We start from the raw sequence: 17,537 nt of genomic DNA on the forward strand, positions 1-17,537 counted from the left end.
ATGGGAATCTGGCACCAGACATCGCTGCCGGGTGTCTCGACGACGGCGCGTTGCCGGCCGGCCTGAAACGACCGGCGCGCACAGTGCCGCCATTGCCCCGCATCGGCCGGCCTCATTTGACTGGCACCGGTGCTGCCGCGACGGGTCTTCCCTTTTGCGTTGCCCGTGCATGCTTTGACGCACCACCGGCGAGCGCCTGATAGAACAGGTTGGTATCCAGAATCGGTCTCACCGCATCGCTGTTGCCACCGCCCGTGGGCACGCCCCAGGTGACCGCCCCGCCAACGTCCTCGATGGCAACGAAGGCATCGGTATTGGCATACACCGCGCGGATGTTGACGAGCAGACCGGCCACCGCGGACGAATTGCCACCGACCGCAGCCAGCCCCCACGTCACCACGGTGCCGTTGCGGCGCAAGGCCGCGAAGGCGCCGCTCGAACCAGCGACCTGCACGATGTCTGTGAGCACGGCAATGTCTGTCGGCACCGCACCGCCGCGTGTCGCGTCACCCCACGCGACGACGGCGCCATTGCCGCGCCGTGCGCAGAACGCGCCCCATGTGGCCGTTACCTCTTCGATATCGTTCAGCGCGCCGATCTCGGCGGGCACTGCACCGCCGTAACCGGCTTGTCCCCACGTCAGCACCTGCCCGTTGCCGGTACGAACCGCGAGCGCTCGCGACGACGCGCTGGCGAGCTCGATGATGTCGGTGCGCACCGCAATGGCCTGCGGTACGGCGCCGCCGTCGGCCGGTACGCCCCACGCCACCACTGCCCCGGTCGCGCGCAACGCGCAGAACGCCGTGAAGTTGCCGCGCACGTCGTGAATGTCGGTCAGTGCCTTGATTTCGGGCGGCACCGTCCCCCCACTGGCGGTGGTGCCCCAACCGACGAGTTGCCCGTTACGGCGCAGCGCACAGAACGCCGTCCCCGTCGCCGCCACGAACGCCACGTCCGTGAGGCCTTGCGCTTCGGCCGTCAACTGACCGCCGGCCGCGGCCGTCCCCCAGGCGCTCAGGTACCCGCTGCCGCGCACTGCGGCGAAGGCCGTGCCGTTACTGTGAATACGCACCGCGTTGACGATGTCAGCGCCGCCCCCGGGAATCGCCCCGCCTTCGGCCGTATTGCCCCAGACTGCGACCTGTCCGTTGACTCGCCTGAGGGCATAAGCCGAGCGCGTCGATGAAACCTCGACGACGTCGGTGTAAGTGATGATGGTCGGTGGCACGTTCGCGCCATAGGCCGCGTTGCCCCAGCCGATCACGTTCTTTCGGGTGAGATAGGCGACGAGCGCCGCATTGCCCTGCACCGTGACGCTGTCGCCCCCCGTGCCGATGATGTTGGCCGCGTTGATGGTGACCTGATTGGTGGCCGATCGCACCAGCAGTGACCGCCATGGACGCGTGTCCTTGAACGTCACGCCGGTCGTCCACGTCACCTCGTCGTCGTAACGCCATTCCGCAACCAGATCGGCACGAGACGTGCGATTGAGCGCCCGCAGGTATTGCGCCGCGCTCGACGCGCGATAGACCGAGCCGTTGTAGCGCGCCCCCATGACGAGCAGATCGCCGCTGCCGATTTCGCGCCGTACGTCGTAAATCTTGCGTCCGGAGGTCTCCACGGGGCCGCCCGCCGCGCGTGTGACCGAATAGCTCAGCGCCACCGTGCCGCCGTTGTTCGCTTCGACAATGGCCTTGGGCACGGCGATTTTGACGCTGTTGCCCGCCTCGCCTGCCGTCACCGTATGCGAATACTGACCGGTGCCATTGCCCGGTGCGCCGTCCCACGACAGTGCAATGCGATCCCCCTGCTTGAAGAACGCCGCCGCGGCGAGCGTGACCGTGGCGCCACCGGCCGGCACGTCGTCCGGGTCCAGCGTGTCGCCGTCGGCCTGATCGATCACCGGCAACGGCAGCGCCGACAGCTTGATGGTGAAATCGAGCTTGTCGCTGGTGCCGATCACCGAGCCGCCGCGCACGAGTTCGTACCACGCCGCTACGCCGCCATCCACACCGGCCAGCACCTTGTCGGTCGCCACCGTGAACGTGATCGGATCCGCCGTGCTGCCGACGATCTTGTCCTGTTCGTCGCTGCCCCCGTCAATCGTGCTGTCCCAGTGCAGACGAATGGTGTCGCCCTGCTGCATGCCATCTACGTGCAGCACGCGCACCTCGGCCCCCTGCGCAACATCGCGCGGATCGAGCACACCGTCGTCACGCAAGGCGGGCACTTCGGGTGCAGGCAGATCCATCGTCCCGCGCTGCACACGCACGGTGTATTCCTCAGACTGGCGCTCAGGCGGCGTGCCGCTGTCGACCGTGTACACGAGCGTGACATCCTTGCCGTCGAACGGCGTGATGTTCGCCAGCGGGATCGGACGCGTGATCGGGTTGCCGACCATGCCCTGCGTCACGTCGATGAACCACTCCAGCCCGCCACTGCCCGGGCCGCCGCCCCATGTCATGTGGATGTAGTCGCCGCTGCGCATGCCGTCGTACACCGGAATGCGTGCGGTGGCCGAGGTGATCAGGTCCGACGGATCGAGAATGCCGCCCCCGGCCTCGACGACATCGGGCGCATCGAGCAATTCCTGCTGTGCCATGCCGACCCGCAGCGAAAACGTCTCCGACGTAAAGTGCTGCGTGCCGCGCTCGACCTCATACCAGATCGGCACCGTACGGCCGATCCACGGGGTGACGTCCTCGGGCAGAAGACGAAATTGATAGTCGCGCTCGGTACTCACCGTGATGCTGTCGGTGTAATAACCGGTATCGCCCGGGTTGCCCCAGTGCAGCACGATGCGATCGTTGCGCTGCATGTCGGTGTAACCGAATACGCGCGTCGCGACACCGAACTCAGCCAGTTCCGGGTCGAGGTAATCGCCCTCGGCTTCGTCCACATCCGGGGCCGGCCACTTCGTCTCGCTGCGCACGGAGAGTACAAGGTTTTCCGAATCCTGTTCGCTGCCGTCCAGCCGGTGAACGGTGTAGTTGACGATGACCGTGCTGCTCAGATGGAACTGCACCTTCGTCTTAGGCACGCGCAGGGTCATGTCGCGGCCCACCATGTTCTCGGTGACGTCGATCACATCGATGTGCTCGCCGCCGCCGGTGCCGGGACCGAACCGAAGGGTGAGGTAGTCGCCTGCGATCATCCCCGCATACGGCGCGACACGTATCGTCGCGCCTGCGGCCGGCAGTGGCGCGGGGTCGAGGATATTGCCCACGGCCTCATCGACTTTGGGCGGCGGCAACAGGTCGAGCGACGGTGCCACCACACGAAAGCGCGTGATGGCAGACGTTTGAGGTGTGCTCTGCCCGGCGCGCGTCACGCGATACCACGCGTCCACCGCCCCTTGTCCTGCGGCGTTCACATCGATCACTCTGCGCGGCACGGTGAAGACGTATGGCTTGGCCAGATCGGCCGCGGTCATCGTGACCTCGCCGCTGGTCGAGCCTTCCGGCGACTGGCCGTCCCAGAACGCTTCCAGCACGTCGCCCACGCTCATCAACTCCCAGACGGGGATGATGACGTCCACGGTCGCCACCGGATCGTCCGGCGGATTCAGTTCTCCGCCCACCATGCCCACCACCTGCGGCGCCGGCAGGGCCGATTCGCCGGTCACTCGCAACGCGAGATGGTCCGACTCGCGCGTCGAAGCATCGCCGTCCGCCGGTTTAACGATGTAAAACACGTCCACCGCCCCGCCCGCGAGACCCGCCACGTAATCGGGCGGCACCAGAAAACTCACGGATGCCCCCACGGCCGCCACCGTCTTGTCTTCCGTGTGCACCATCGGCAAGCCACTCGCCTTGGTGCCTTCCCAGCGCAACGTCAACACGTCGCCGACGGCCATGCCCGCCCACGCCGCAACAACGACGGTCGCCCCTGCCGTAGCGTCCGCCGGATCGAGTTCGTCGCCCACGGCTTCCGGCACGACTGGCGCGGGTAACGCCACGCGCTCGCCGAGAATACGCAGCGAGGTGCGCTGCGAGCGTCCCGTGTCTCCCGTGCCGTCGCGCACGATGTAGTACAGCGACGCTGTCCCCGGTGTGACTTCACCGATCACATCGTTGGGCAGGTCCGCACCGATGACGGGGGCTTGCGACACGATGGCCACGTCGAATTCGTGACGCAGCGTATGGCCGTCCGACGCCAGCCCGTCGAAGACGATATGCAACGTGCCGCCCACCACCATGGGCGGGTCCTGAAACGCGATGACGATCGTGGCGTCGTCGCCACCCAGTGCGTCGTAGTCGAGATCGCCGGCCTGCGCTTCGAGTACCGTCGGCGGCGAGAGTATCGCGTCGCCCGCTTCGACTTTCGCAAAGACGGGCAGCGAGTTGAGCGACCACTCGCGCACGATATCGTCGATGTCGTAGGTGACCATCAATGTGTCGCTGTCGCCCGCATCGATGATCGTCGCTTTGCCGATCATGACGGTGACCGGCAGACCGACTTCACTGGCGGTGAGCGGCGCATGAAACACCGACTGCGTGCCCCAGCGAATGCGCAGGACGTCGCCCTCGGCCATGTTGAGCCACGGCAGCACGGTGACGGGCACGCCGTTATCGGCGTCCGGCCCGCCGATGATGCCGTCGGGAATCTCGGCCGGCGCCAGATTGTCGTTGGTCCACGGCGTGCCGATAGGATCGGGATCGGGGCCACCGGGTAACGTGAGCTTGACGATGATGGTCGTTGCCACGGAGGACTGTTCATCGCCCGTATTGCCGGTCGTGAACACGTACCAGACGTCGACCGGACTGACTTGCAGCCCCGAGGCATCGTAGACGCGCTGCACGATGAGCACGTCGACCTCCAGCGTCAGCGGCAGGCCGAGGTCACCGGCGCCGAGCACGTGGTGTGCAACGGCCACGCGATCGTCACCCCAGTACAGCGCAATCGAATCGCCGAGATCCCACAGGATGCTCGGCGGCACGATCACCTTGATCTTGCCGTCCGGTTTGTTGACGTCGCGCGCACCGATGCCGTCGTAGGCCTGTGCCGCCGGGATCTGTGGCGGGTCGAAGTCGACCAACGCCTCGTAGGTCGGGTCGCGCGTCACCGGCGCAAGCACGCCATGGGAGCCCGTCGCACTGCCCCTCGCACTGGCTGATGAATTCGCCTGAAGGGCGGACAGGGCGTCGTTCGTGAGCATGGTCGTCTCCGCATGATCGTGAAACCGGGGGAATGCCACATGAGCGGTGGCGCGGCCGGCAATCCGGTGTCCCATCAAGCCACGCCGGCCTCACGCGCGCCAACTGTCAACGTTGACAGTTACCGGGCACAAATCTCCGGTTCCACAATGGGCTCCCCGACGCTGCGTGCGAGTGACGGGGCTGCCGTCTACGGCAGTGTCCCGGCGGCAAACGCCGCCGGACAAGACGCACGTCCGAATCAGTAGACGAAGGAGTCCGCCATGAAACGCGATTCTGCGAACTATGCGCAGTACAGAGTCCCCGGCCGCCGTAAGATCGCGCTCAAGAAGGACAAACCACCGGGTAAAGCGGGCGCCACCGCGATTCTGGAGGCGCCAAACGACCTCGTCATCGAAGCGGCTGCCCTTGTCACGCTTCCCTCGGGGTTTCCGGACCAGTTGTTGCTACTGTCGTCCTGGCAGGCGAATGAGCTGACGATCACATCCATCCTGCTGCCCAATTGGTATGACGGTGATTTTGTCCATCTCAAAATCGACGATGTGCCGCAGCCCGTGCGCGACATCACGACGGAGGAATTCACCAGCGGCGTACTGGTTTTTACGATCCCGGCGCCCCGCGCAGACCGCACGCACACGTTGACGTACTTCCTGGAGTCCTCGATCTCGAATGACAAGACGGACGACGCTCCTCTCCTCACCTACATCGTCGATACCGAAGCGCCGGGGTCACCCCAACTCGGGCGGCTCGATCTGCCTGAAGGGGTGGAAGCGGAAGGCCTGAGCGATGCGAAGCTGACTGCCTTGGGCGACGTGCTCGATTGCACGATTCTCAGCTACTCCGGTCGTATCGACGGCGATACGGTCACGGTGTACCTCGTCAATGAAGACACCGGCACCACCGACGAAGTCTCGGTCATGATCCCCGTCGGCGGCGCGAACGATGATCTCGTCGTCACGTTCACGCGCGCCCAGCTCGAAGCGCTCGGCGACGGCACGCTCGCCTTTACCTACGACATCACAGATCTGGCAGGCAACACCTCGTTGCGCTCCACGCCGGTCAAAGTCCCCGCGTTCATCAACGAAGGGATGGATGACCTGCTCGCCCCCATCGTGCCGCGCAATGCCGACGATGGGATCATCGACGAGGCCGACGCCCGCGAGCCGGTTCAGGTCGGCATTCCGCGCCATGCCGGCATTCTCGATGGTGACGAGATCATCGTGCTCTGGAGTCCCACGCTTCGCAGCGCACCGCACATCGTCACAAACGAAACCGACACCAACGACCCGATGGAGTTCGTTGTCATCCCCTATGCTCTGTTGCTGGCATCGGTCTTGACGGAAGGCGACAACGATGTCGACGTCGCCTATGAAGTTCTTCGCAACGGGCGTCTGCTCGGCGTATCACCTCCGACGCCCGTCGTGATCAATCTCGATCAGTCCGGCGGCATCGATCCCGACCCGGAAACGCCGGAAAACGAGGGGCTCGGCGTACCAATCGTGCGCCGCAACGGCTGGCAGGCCGGCGACGATGAAAACGTCATTCCGGTTGCGGATTCGACGGCCGACGCTACCTTCGTCGTGCCATGGGAAATTGCAATGGGGCCCGGTGCCGGTGACGCCGCCTTCATGGCAGGCGACACCATTCGTCTGTACTACTCCGACGATGCCTTTACCGACGACGATCCGTGGCCGCTCGCGTTTTTCGAACACACGGTCACCGCCGCAGAAGTCACTGCGGGCGTCGATCTGGAGTTTGTGCTGCCCGAGGCTGAAATCACCGCCCATGGCTCGGGCGAGATTCCGGTGATGTACACGAGCGCCCGCCTGATTCGGCCGGCCAACGGCCCCCTTCCCGATTTGTTCAACGTGGCTTACTCCGTCAAACAGGACGTGACGGTAGAGAGCGCAGGCGAACTGCCGGGCGGAGGCGATCCGCTGCCGCCGCCGCTTTTCAGGAAGAACATCGGGTATGACGACACCTCACCGCCGCCGCCTGAAGGTAAGGGGGTCGGCTACGCGCCGCTCTTCGTGCAGCCCTACATCAACATGAAGGACGGCGATCTGCTGCACGTTCACGTCTATGCCGCCTTCGGGCGCACCGGCGCGCTCGGGCCGATCGACAGGGCCGAGTTTGGCCAACCCGGCGACACACCGATCCCGGGCTACTCGTTCGAAAAATATGTCGCGATCAGCGACGTTGGACAGGAAGTGGAAGTCCGGTACCCGTGGGAGCGCATTCAGTACGTGCACTTGCTGGGGCAGGTGTATGCCACGGTCACCGTCACCAATGCCGCCGGGCAATCGGTCACGTCGGGCGAGTCGTTCGTCATCGGCGACACGCGGGTCAACAACAATCCGCCGGTTGACCCCGATCGTCCGGTAGGCCCTTGGTCGACGTCCGGCGATATGAGCGATATGAGCAATTTGCAAGCCGTGTCTCGCATCGGCCGCACCCGTATGCCGTCGCCTTGGTCGAATGGCAAGCCGAAAAAAGGTGGCAAGAAAGCGCGTTAGTCGACAGAAGCCCCTTCAGCCCCGGTAACGGGGCGTTGAGACCGCACACGCCTGACGGGGTGTGCGGTCTATTTCATGGGGCCGAGGTGCCGGGCTCGACACTTTTACAGCGGCGTTTTCGACGTAACATGGGGCAACGCAGACACCTCCGGACCCCTCGACATGGCCAAGTACCTCATCGGCGATGCCGCCCGCTTCGACAGCGACACCCTCGCACTGGAGAGCCTGCAAGCCCCCGACGTGCCGCTCTCGTTGGGCGCCGCCGCGGCCAGATGCCTGCTGGTGCTGCTCGAAGCCGATGGCGACATCGTCACCAAGAAGACACTACTCGCGCAGGCGTGGGAGCAATACGGGGCGGTCGTCTCCGCCAACAACCTCAGTCAGGCGATCGTCCAGATCCGGCGGGCGCTGGAACAAGCCAGCGTCGATCCGGCCGTGCTCGTCACCGTCCCTCGTATCGGCTATCGCCTGAATCAGGTTGTCAGGGTCAGTCCGTTCGTGGACGCCAACACCGCACCCAGCGTCGTTCCTGCCTCTCCGGTGCTGCCCATGCCGCACTTTGGCCGGGAAAATGCCCAAAGTGACGCAGATGAGAAAGAAATTTCATCAGCGGCAGAAGCACAGGCATCGAACGTAGCGGCCGGTATTCCAGCGACATCGCCGCCGGTGTCATTGTCAGTTCGCGCTGTCTCCCGGTTCACCGTCCGGCCCTTGATGGCCACCGCCATCTGGGCGAGCATCGCGCTCATTAGCACGCTCGCGGCGTTTCAGGTGATCCCGCCGCTGCGCGGCGACCTGCGCACGAACGCACGAGCAGCCGTCTGGTTGCCCGTTGACGGCGACGACACGCACCGCTACTTCATCACGCCCGAGCGCGCGCGAGACGCCGCCTTCATCGCGGATCGCATCGCCACACTTCACCGGGAGCCACCGGTATCGGTCGGGGACCTCGACACGCGACGCGTCTACATGAACGACACCGCCCATGGCGATACGTCCAGCTACATCCTCTGCCGCTATGCCATTGAAGAACACGCCCCCGATTGCGTGTCCTATCTGATCGTCAACCAGCAAGCGGCCCACGCCTCCTCATGACGTCAATGATTCGTCCGCGTTATCTCGTTCTGGGCATGGCCCTTGCCACGCTGCTGCCGTGGGGCGCCGTCTGGTTCTCGATGCAGCCGGAGCGCGTCGAGTGGCAATGTCTGGCCGATGTCGAATTCGCCACGCACTCCGGCAAACGGCTGGTGCGATCGTGGGGCCGGGCGGATGCCGAGTACCGGCCGGACGGCACCGGCTTCACGCGGTTCTCGGGCTTTTTGCGCGCGAGCCCCGATACCGGTAAGCCCGGCGACGCACCGCTCACACGTGTACATCGCGCCATGGAGTTCGACTATCAGTCGGTCGGCAACATCCTGCGTGTGACCACCACGCGCACGACGCGGCTGATCAACGACGCGTCCGACGACGAGATGGTGTATCGCTACCTGCTGCCGGGCTTTCGCCCGGGAAACACCGATTATTTTCAGGCGATGCGTGTGGGTGAAGGCATGGCGGTCGCCGTTGCCGATCAACCTCGCGTGTACTGCGCACGGCCATAAAAAAACCCCGCGTGACAGAAGTCACACGGGGCAAGGAAGCGGCACCGACCTTTCGGGGATCGGCCCCACCCCCGCTTCGTCACGAAAGAAGTCTTGGGGACTGCAATGCGCGTCAGAAGGTGTAGCGCACGCCCACGTTCACACCCCACGGCTTGTCCAGACGAGAGCCGATCGAGTACGACGTGTCCAGATAGGCTTGCAGGTTGTGCTGCATCTGCGCCGCCAGACCGACGGCGACTTCCCCCCGGGTGCCCGACAGATCGTTGTTGAACTCGATGTCGTTGATGCGGACCTTGTTGTTCTTCACGAACTCCTGCACGACGGCAGCACGCACGTAGGGCTGGAAATTGCCCTTCGATGTCTCGAACGTCTTGCCGAGCGTCACGCCCAACGTCCCTTGTACCGACGCATTGCGATCTGACTTGGCCGTCATGCCGTTATCGAGCGTGAATTCGGCGCTGCCCGCCGTCATTGCCGAAATCTGGGAATACGGCTCGACGAACCAATCATTGGCGAGCGCGATCTTGCGGCCGAATTCTGCCGAGACGCCGACACCATTGCTGTTGAAGTCGCCCTTGCTGCGCTGGCCATCGCGCATGCGCACGTCGAGCTCGGACTGGTAGTGGTTGTACTTCAAGACGGTGTCGAGGTAGTAGCCACGCGTGCCGAGCCACGTCGCATACACACCGGCGGTGTAGCTTTCGATCGAACCGGTCGAGCCGACATTGAACTTCAGGTTGTTGCTGCTGGTACCGGCCATGGCACCGACCAGCAACGTGCCGTTGTCGCTGCGTGAGATCACACGGTCTGCCCCGGCGATCAAGCCCCACTGGTCTTGCGAATATCCCTGACCGACGCTCGGACTCGCGTTGTGACGGTTACCGAACGTGCGCGCCCAAACACCGCCTTCCTTTTCCTGCGCCATGCGCACTTCGCCTAGACGGGTGCGCAGCGTCGCTGCTTCGCCGCTCCACACCGTCGGAATCGCGCTGAAAATGCCGAGGATCGAGTCAGTACCGGCCGACGGTCCGCCGTCACGCACGAGATGCCAATAGGTCTTGCCGTCGATCACTTCTTTTTGCAGGCTGTACGAATAAGCCCCGAAATCGACCTTATCGCCGAGCACCGAAAATCCGGCGGCACCGCCGTCGTCCTGCACGAGCTGGTGACGCTCCACCTTCGCCTCGGTGCCGGTGTTCTTTACGGCGAGGTTGAAGTCGCCGGTCGAGTCCCCGCCCGTCAGATGCAGTTGGTCGCTCACGGCATCGACCAGATCCACGCTCATGCGGAACATGCCCGTGCCGGAGAGCGAACCGACTGTCAGCGTGTGGTACTGCCCTTCGGCCGCCGTGCCGTGAATGTCGACGATACCGCCCTGCATGGCGATATTGGCGGTCGCACTGCTCTCGATCAGGCGCCATTCGCCGCCGTCGTTGAGATGAAGACGATCAGCGCCTTCGATGCGCCCGGTGACGACGGCATGATTCGACAGCGTAAGATCGGAATCGACGTAATCCTTGATCTTGATGTCGCCTTCCAGACGGCTGTTGTCGACCGTAATGTCCACGCTAAGCGGGTCATCGATCACTTGATCGAAACCCACTTCTATCAGCGTGCCATTGCCCGCCTTGATGGTCGTGCCGTTCACGATGGCGAGCGACACGTCGAAGTCGTTTGGCGTGGACCCGCGCTCGCGATAAATGCTGATGGCCGCGCCATCCTCCGACTCAAGCGTCGCGCCGGAGAGGATGACTTCCGAGCCCGCTTGGGTCGGGTTGACTTCCGTCAGGATAACTACCGCGTGATCGGCACCGACGAGGCGCGCGCCGTAGGCGCGAAACGCACTGTCGGTCACCTGTACGGCGTAATTCAACCGGCCCGTGCCACGCTCGGCGATCACCTCGCCGCCCCACATCTCGAGGAGAGCGTCGCCGGTCAGGAGCACCCCACGGCCGACCGCTTTCAGGCTCACGTTATCCAGACTCGCGATCGCCGGTGACAGCGACGGATCTCGCGTCGAGCGCCCCACGGAAAGCGCGATGTCGCCAGTATTGATGACGGTCGAATCGGTCAGCGATAAACGGCTGCCGTCGACGACACTGAGAAGACCACTGGAGATGTCGGCGGTGAAATGGCCGGAAATCGTCAGATTCGAAGCTTCCACGGTGCCACCGCCGAGCACTCGCAGATATTCCAGTGAGGTCGCGCGGTCCGGCGCACCGATCAGGCGGGCCCGGCCGGCGCCGGTCACGGTAACGCTGTTGCCGTCGATCTCGTTGTGACCATGATTGCAAAAGCCGCTGAGGTCGGTGCCGATGCAAGGCGCGCCGATGACGATGTCTTTTGACCGGACTTCAGTCGACACTGCCGCCATGGCAAGGAACACCGACGCGGCCAGAACACGCATCGGTAACTGGGCGCGTTGAGAGAGCGCAGGAAGAACGGAAAGCTGGGAAGGTTGCGAACGCGGGAAGAACGTCGAATGCGCCAAGAGAAGACCTCGTTGAAAGTTGACCAACGAGGCAGACGGTAGAACCAAATATGACGTAAACCACTGATTTAATGACGAATTTCAGCGATATTCATTACTTTTCATCGACCCGTGTCTCTCGACCCGTCTCTCCTCGGGTCGAAGCGAGCGCCCGCCAATGTCGTCAGAACGCGTAGCGCAAGCCGACCTGAGCCCCCCAAGGCTGGCTGATCTTGTGCCCTGCGCTCGTTTCCACTTCGGCATAGATCTGGAGGTTGTGACGCAGTTGTGCCGCCACACCGGCCCCGAACTCGACGCGCGTGCCGGAGATGTCGTTGTTGAACCCGAGGCCGTTGATCATGATCTGGTTGTTCGAGATGAACTCCTGAATCACGGCCAGCTTCAGGTACGGTTGCAGCAGTGCGCCGCCGGACAGTTCGATCGTCTTGCCCAGCGCCGCGCCAATACGCGCCTCGACCGAGCCGGTGTGAGATGTCGATGACTGCATACCATTATCCAGCGAGAAATTATCTCCGCCGATGCGCACCATCGACGCCTGAATGTACGGCTCGACGAACCAGCGGTTGCCGAACTCGATGTGCCGCCCGAATTCGAGCGTCATGCCGATGCCGTTGTTATTGAAGCCGCCGTGCGAACCGGTGCCATCGCTCATGATGACGTCGGCGCTGTTGACGAAGTGATTGAACTTCACGAGGCCGTCGAAGTACCAGCCGCCCTTAGTGATCCACGTCGCATAAAGACCTGCCGTGTAGCTGTTCACGCCGCCGGTCGAGCCGTTGTCGAAGCTCAGCTTGCTGTGGCTGGTGCCCATCATCGCGCCGACGAGCCACGTACCGCCCCACGACTGGCCGACCACACCATCGACACCGCCGATCACGCCGTACTGCGTTTGCCGGTAGCTGGTGCCGTCCCCCGGCTTGGCGTTGTATTGCTTGCCGAAAGTGCGTGCCCATACACCGCTATTACTTTGGTCTCCGATACGAAGTTCACCCAGCCGGGAACGCAAGATGGCCGCTTCGCCGTACCAGACCGTCGGCCCCGCGCCCGAGAGTCCGAGCACGGTCTTCGCGCCCGGCGTCAGATCGCCTTCACCGGGGTCTTCCGGTGAACCGGGGTTGGTGACCAGCGCCCAGTTGTTGCCCTGCTGCTCCAGTGTGTAGCTGTAGACGCCGGCGTCGACCTTGCCGCCGACCAGCGAGAACGCTGCGCCCCCGCCACCGGTCTGCACAACGGTGAGCGGTGAAAGGTTGGTCGGCTCGCCGCCCGAGTTACGCACGTGCAGTTGATAGGTCCCGGCGGCGGTGCCCGTCACGTTGAGCAGATCGCCGGTGTGGGTGCCGAGATTCGTGCTCATCAGGAACGTACCGGTGCCGGAGAGCGTGGCAATGGTCAGCGTATGCGTGGTCGGTGTGCCGAGCGCGGTGCCCGAAATATCGATGTTCCCGCCATTCATCGTCACCGTCCCGACTGTGTTGTCGCTGATGAGCCGCCACGTCGCATTCGAATTGACCGCCAGCACGTTGATGTTGGCGAGCGAACCGGTCAGGTTGGCGTTGTTCTGCAACGTCAGATTGAGCGTGGCCGTACCGTCACCGCTAACGTTGCCGACGATGGTCGAGTTGTCGATCGTGGCGTTGGCGGTAATCAGGCCCGTGGCTTGCAAGGCGTAACCGTTGCCGCCCGTGAGTGTCGTGCCGGCCTCGATCAGGATATTGGCCGTGTGTCCCTCGAAGGCCGCTGCCGGACGGGCCGGTTGCACCACGATTGCGGCACCGGTCGCGCTGCTCACACTGACGCCGCTCAAGGTCGTGGTCGAGGTCGTCTCCGTGGTCAGGTTGGTCGTGGTCGCTGTCACACCGGAGATGTTGCCGCTGATCGTGCCGCCCGTGGCGACCACCGTCGAGTCGAAGTTCACGACGCCGCCGTTGATCCCGCCCGCGGCGCCAGTTCCGGCGCTCACGTTCGAGTTATTCAACGTGAGGACGCCGTTCGACGATACCGAGATGCCGTATTGGAAGCCCGACACCGTACTGTTCGTGACGGTTGCCGTGGGCGCAACGAGGCCGGCGGTGGTCTGCCCCACCAATTGAATGCCGGCATTCGTCGCGCTCGATATGGTCGAATTCGAAATCGTCGCGTTGGAGTTCTCGATCGTGACCGCGGCTGGCGGCGTACCACCACCGGCCCCCGGTGCGGTCGAGATGATCGTCGCACCGTTGGTCGTCAGCGTCGAGGGGCCCGTCGACGGGGGCGCGCCCTGAATCGCAATCCAGTTGGTCGCGGCACCACTATTGACCGTGAGAGAGCCGGTGTTGCTGACTGTCCATGTTTCGGCCGCGTCGCCGGGTGCGTCGATGGTCTGATTGGTCCCGATGACCGTGCCGGCTTGCGAGGACACCGCGAGTGTCGCGAGGGCGAGTCCGATGGCCGAAGCCAGAACGCGCTGCCGGGGTGCTGTGGAAGTTGACGTAGGCATGACGCTGGCTCCTTTTCAGAAAGGAACGACGGACTGCTAAACGCGACAGCCGTCCTACGTACGCTCGATCCTGACACAGCCATCGTCGACGCCGCCGCCTGCGATCAACATAGGCCTGTGGGGAGGCAGCGTCACCTGTCAACGTTGACAGGTGCGGCGCGGCGGGACTTCGTGTGTCGAAAAAGGGGGGAAGTGATGAAAGCGAAGAAAGTGACGAAAGCGATGAAAGCGCCGGGGATCAGCGCAGCCGCGCCGGCGATGCCGCGAGCGTTGCCATGATCGTATCGGCAAGCTCGACCGGATCGACCGCACTCACGTCGCTCTCGGTTTGCAGCGGGGTGGACTGACAACCCGGCGTAAGCCGCAGATACGGCGGCTCCGCCTTCGCAAACAGGGTGACGCTCGGCGTCGGTGTGGTGTGCGCCACGTGCATCAGGCCACCGTCGGCACCGACGAAAAGCGCCGCGTTGGTGATCACACGCTTCGCATCGCGCAACGTGAGCTGGCCCACGAACGAGACGAGTTGAAGATGCGCGAACTCCGCCTCCATGAGCGCCTTGGCGGCGTCCACACCATTGCCCGAACCGAGCAGCACGATGCCCGCCGGCATACCCGTCATGTAGGCGGCGTCGTAAGCCGCCAGACATTCGCGCCAGTGCGCATAGGTGCGGCGCGGTTCCACACCGCCCATCGCCAGTACGAGATACGGACGCTGTGGCAGCTGCTGCGCGATGCTCTCGGGCAGATCGGTCTCCGCACGCAGATACGGCTTCGCGCGCGAGAACAACGCGTCAGGACCGAGGCCGAGGGCAAAGACATCGTTGACCGCTGCCAGACTGAACTGCGTCTGATTGCGATCCGGGCCGTGGAAGAAACGGAACAGGCACGCGAACGGCAACGCCGGGAAATGGCGTCGCTTGATGCGCAGCGTCGGGTAGTTGAATTCCTGCATCACGACCACGTCGTAATCGGCCGGATTCACGGCCTTCGGATCGTCGTAGACGTGCCGGAAGATGTCGTCGCCTTCGAATACCGCCTTGAGGCTGGGGGTGATCAGCAGATCGACCGGCGCCTCACGTCCGCGCAGCAGCGCACGTCCCGAGAGGTCCATGACTGCATCGCCCACCGACGCCTTGCCGCCATAGATCCACAACACGCGCGCATCGGGCGGCACGTGACGCACCTCGCGGCTCGCCTGACCGCTCAGCGCCAGACGCAGGCGGCGATGCAGATATTTTTTGGCGACGTTGAGATGCGACGTGCGTTGCAGGAAGACGTCGGGCTCGTGATACACCCACGCGTAGGGAATACGCGTGCTGGGCTCGGTGAGGGCGCCCAATCGGCGGGCAATGAAGCGCTGCAATGGCATGGTCGAATCGGAGGGCAAGCGGGCCGCCGTACCGGCCCGTGCTCACGTCGATGAGCCCGCCGGCGACCTCGGAAAAACCGGAGTATGCCACGCTTGCCGCTCCGCTCATGCAGACTGCCCAGATTGCCGGAAATGTCGGGAACGTCGGGAATGTCGGGATGGCCCGTGCGGCGGCGTCAGATCACCTGAAAGCGATGCGTGCCGTCACGATGCAACTGATCGACCAGTCCGAACTCCCAGTCCAGATAAGCCTGCATCGCCTCGGCCGCGTTATCGGTGCCCTCATAGGGACGGCGATAGCGGTCGTCGCGCGCACTGGCCAAACGCGTTTCGCCGGTCTCCAGCGGCAGCCCTGCGTTGATCCACGCTTGCGTGCCGCCTTCGAGCACGACGATCTCGGCATCGGTGAGGTGGCGCAGGTCCGCCGCCACGAAGCGCGCCAGCAGGCTCGAACCGCACGTCAGCACATAGCGCTGTGCCGGACCGACGGCGCGCAACGCCTCGGCCAGCCGGGCCCGAATCGCGAACCACGCCCCCGGAATATGCCGTTTGACGTAATTGGCGCTCGCCGTGAAGTCGAGCACGGCAATCTCGCCGGGCGCCGCATCGTCGAGCCAGCGTGCGAGCAGCGCGGGCGTGACCGAGGCGACCTCCGGCGCGCTTGGCGTGTGCAACGGCCAACCGCCCTGTGCACTGCGCGCGTGCGCGCTGTGCGGCTCCACGACGTACACGGTCCAGCCCATCTGGGCGAGCCACGAGCCGGTCATGTCGGCGCGCACGCCATCGTCGTCGGCGAGCACGATCCACGCGCCGCGCACGGGGGCCTGATGATCGGTTTCTTGCACGAGTTGCCCGCCCGGCGCACTCGCGAAATCCGGCAAGTGACCGGCCGCATATTCTTCCGGCGTGCGCACATCGAAGCGATACACGGTACGGCCGGGCGCGTTCAGCGTTGCCACCGCATCGAGCGCAATGCGCTGCACGCCAGCACGGTCGGCCACGGCACGCGCGCCTTCACGCGCGACGGCGAGCGTCGCTTCGCGCACCTGCGCCGGATGACGGCGCTGCGCCCCGCGCTCCAGCGTTTGACCGGCCAGCGTCCAGCCGATGGTGCCGTTGCGCAACGCCGCCACCGGGTTGGGCAGGCCGGCATTCACCAGCGACTGCGTGCCGATGATGCTGCGCGTACGGCCGGCGCAATTGACGATCACACGCGTCGCCGGGTCGGGGGCGAGTTCGCGCACGCGCAGCACGAGCTCCGCGCCGGGCACGCTGGTCGAGCCGGGGATGTTCATGGTCTGGTATTCGTCGAAGCGGCGCGCGTCGACCACCACCACGTCGGCTTCGTCGTCGAGCAACGCCTGCACTTCCTGCGCGGACAACGACGGCGTGTGACGCAGCCCTTCGACCCACTCGCCGAACGATTTGCTCGGTACATTCACGTCGCGAAACACTTCGCCGCCTGCGGCAATCCAGCCGTCGAGGCCGCCCGCGAGCAGGTTCACGTCGCCATAGCCCAGCTTGCGCAGCACGGCAGCGGCACGCGGCGCGAGGTCCTGCCCGTCGTGCTCGCCGTAGACGACGATGCGCGTATCGCGGCGCGGAATGCGCGCCCACGCTTCGATTTCCACGCGAGACAGCGGCAGGTTGGCCGCCCACAGCGGATGCGCCTGCGCAAACGGGTCTTCCTCGCGCACGTCCAGCAGGGCGATCTCCTGCCCGGCGAGCAACGCGGCGCGCACGTCGGCAAAGGTCAGTTGGGCAAAGGAGGCAGGTTCGGCCGTCTGCGACGGCACGTCGGTCGAATGATCGGACACAGCAAATCCTTGAATACGGAATCAAGCAATAGGGAGGGCATGGCCTGCGCAGCCAGACGGCCATTGTGGCAGAAGCCCCGGCCGCCCGTGCCACGCGATGTGGTGCGCTGC

At 64.5% G+C, this 17,537-nt stretch carries 8 protein-coding genes; 3 read left to right on the top strand and 5 right to left on the bottom strand.

Translation table 11 applies throughout. The features are described 5' to 3' along the window. Nucleotides 1–112: 112 nt before the first annotated feature. Nucleotides 113–5,158 (bottom strand): hypothetical protein, encoded by a 5,046-nt coding sequence (locus tag PIN31009_RS21675; RefSeq protein WP_150791546.1) that lies wholly within the window; start codon nt 5,156–5,158, stop codon nt 113–115. 261 nt (nt 5,159–5,419) lie between these two features. On the opposite strand from PIN31009_RS21675, the gene PIN31009_RS21680 reads away from it, so the two are divergent. The 3 genes from PIN31009_RS21680 (at nt 5,420) to PIN31009_RS21690 (ending at nt 9,273) form a co-directional block, all read left to right on the top strand. After that, entirely contained in the window at nt 5,420–7,672 is a 2,253-nt protein-coding gene (locus PIN31009_RS21680) for a hypothetical protein (RefSeq protein ID WP_150791547.1), read from the top strand. A 162-nt stretch (nt 7,673–7,834) separates the two neighbouring features. Beyond that, nucleotides 7,835–8,767 carry a transcriptional regulator gene (locus PIN31009_RS21685; protein ID WP_174997324.1) on the top strand — a complete coding sequence of 311 codons (933 nt, stop codon included), beginning with the start codon at nt 7,835–7,837 and terminating at the stop codon, nt 8,765–8,767. Continuing rightward, nucleotides 8,764–9,273 carry a hypothetical protein gene (locus PIN31009_RS21690; RefSeq protein ID WP_150791549.1) on the top strand — a complete coding sequence of 170 codons (510 nt, stop codon included), beginning with the start codon at nt 8,764–8,766 and terminating at the stop codon, nt 9,271–9,273. The genes PIN31009_RS21685 and PIN31009_RS21690 overlap by 4 nt, the downstream gene beginning before the upstream one ends. A gap of 112 nt (nt 9,274–9,385) precedes the next feature. On the opposite strand, the gene PIN31009_RS21695 is transcribed toward PIN31009_RS21690, so the two are convergent. The 4 genes from PIN31009_RS21695 to PIN31009_RS21710 all read right to left on the bottom strand — a co-directional run bounded on the left by PIN31009_RS21695 (nt 9,386) and on the right by PIN31009_RS21710 (nt 17,405). After that, the gene (locus PIN31009_RS21695; RefSeq protein ID WP_150791550.1) at nt 9,386–11,680 is read right to left on the bottom strand and encodes an autotransporter outer membrane beta-barrel domain-containing protein; all 2,295 of its coding nucleotides are present in this window, start codon (nt 11,678–11,680) and stop codon (nt 9,386–9,388) included. 247 nt (nt 11,681–11,927) lie between these two features. Further along, nucleotides 11,928–14,240: an autotransporter outer membrane beta-barrel domain-containing protein gene (locus PIN31009_RS21700; RefSeq protein WP_150791551.1), complete on the bottom strand. Its 2,313-nt coding sequence runs from the start codon at nt 14,238–14,240 to the stop codon at nt 11,928–11,930. Between the two features lie 238 nt (nt 14,241–14,478). Continuing rightward, nucleotides 14,479–15,609 (bottom strand): glycosyltransferase family 9 protein, encoded by a 1,131-nt coding sequence (locus PIN31009_RS21705; RefSeq protein ID WP_150791552.1) that lies wholly within the window; start codon nt 15,607–15,609, stop codon nt 14,479–14,481. Nucleotides 15,610–15,785: 176 nt separating this feature from the next. Beyond that, entirely contained in the window at nt 15,786–17,405 is a 1,620-nt protein-coding gene (locus PIN31009_RS21710; RefSeq protein ID WP_174997344.1) for a rhodanese-related sulfurtransferase, read from the bottom strand. Nucleotides 17,406–17,537: the final 132 nt, after the last annotated feature.

The organism is Pandoraea iniqua (genome assembly GCF_902459685.1).
Lineage (GTDB): Bacteria > Pseudomonadota > Gammaproteobacteria > Burkholderiales > Burkholderiaceae > Pandoraea > Pandoraea iniqua.

What these genes read in the sequence shown, in the direction of transcription:
- PIN31009_RS21675 (WP_150791546.1), bottom strand. Translation starts at nt 5,158, where the DNA reads ATGCTCACGAACGACGCCCTGTCCGCCCTTCAGGCGAATTCATCAGCC.
- PIN31009_RS21680 (WP_150791547.1), top strand. Translation starts at nt 5,420, where the DNA reads ATGAAACGCGATTCTGCGAACTATGCGCAGTACAGAGTCCCCGGCCGC.
- PIN31009_RS21685 (WP_174997324.1), top strand. Translation starts at nt 7,835, where the DNA reads ATGGCCAAGTACCTCATCGGCGATGCCGCCCGCTTCGACAGCGACACC.
- PIN31009_RS21690 (WP_150791549.1), top strand. Translation starts at nt 8,764, where the DNA reads ATGACGTCAATGATTCGTCCGCGTTATCTCGTTCTGGGCATGGCCCTT.
- PIN31009_RS21695 (WP_150791550.1), bottom strand. Translation starts at nt 11,680, where the DNA reads ATGCGTGTTCTGGCCGCGTCGGTGTTCCTTGCCATGGCGGCAGTGTCG.
- PIN31009_RS21700 (WP_150791551.1), bottom strand. Translation starts at nt 14,240, where the DNA reads ATGCCTACGTCAACTTCCACAGCACCCCGGCAGCGCGTTCTGGCTTCG.
- PIN31009_RS21705 (WP_150791552.1), bottom strand. Translation starts at nt 15,609, where the DNA reads ATGCCATTGCAGCGCTTCATTGCCCGCCGATTGGGCGCCCTCACCGAG.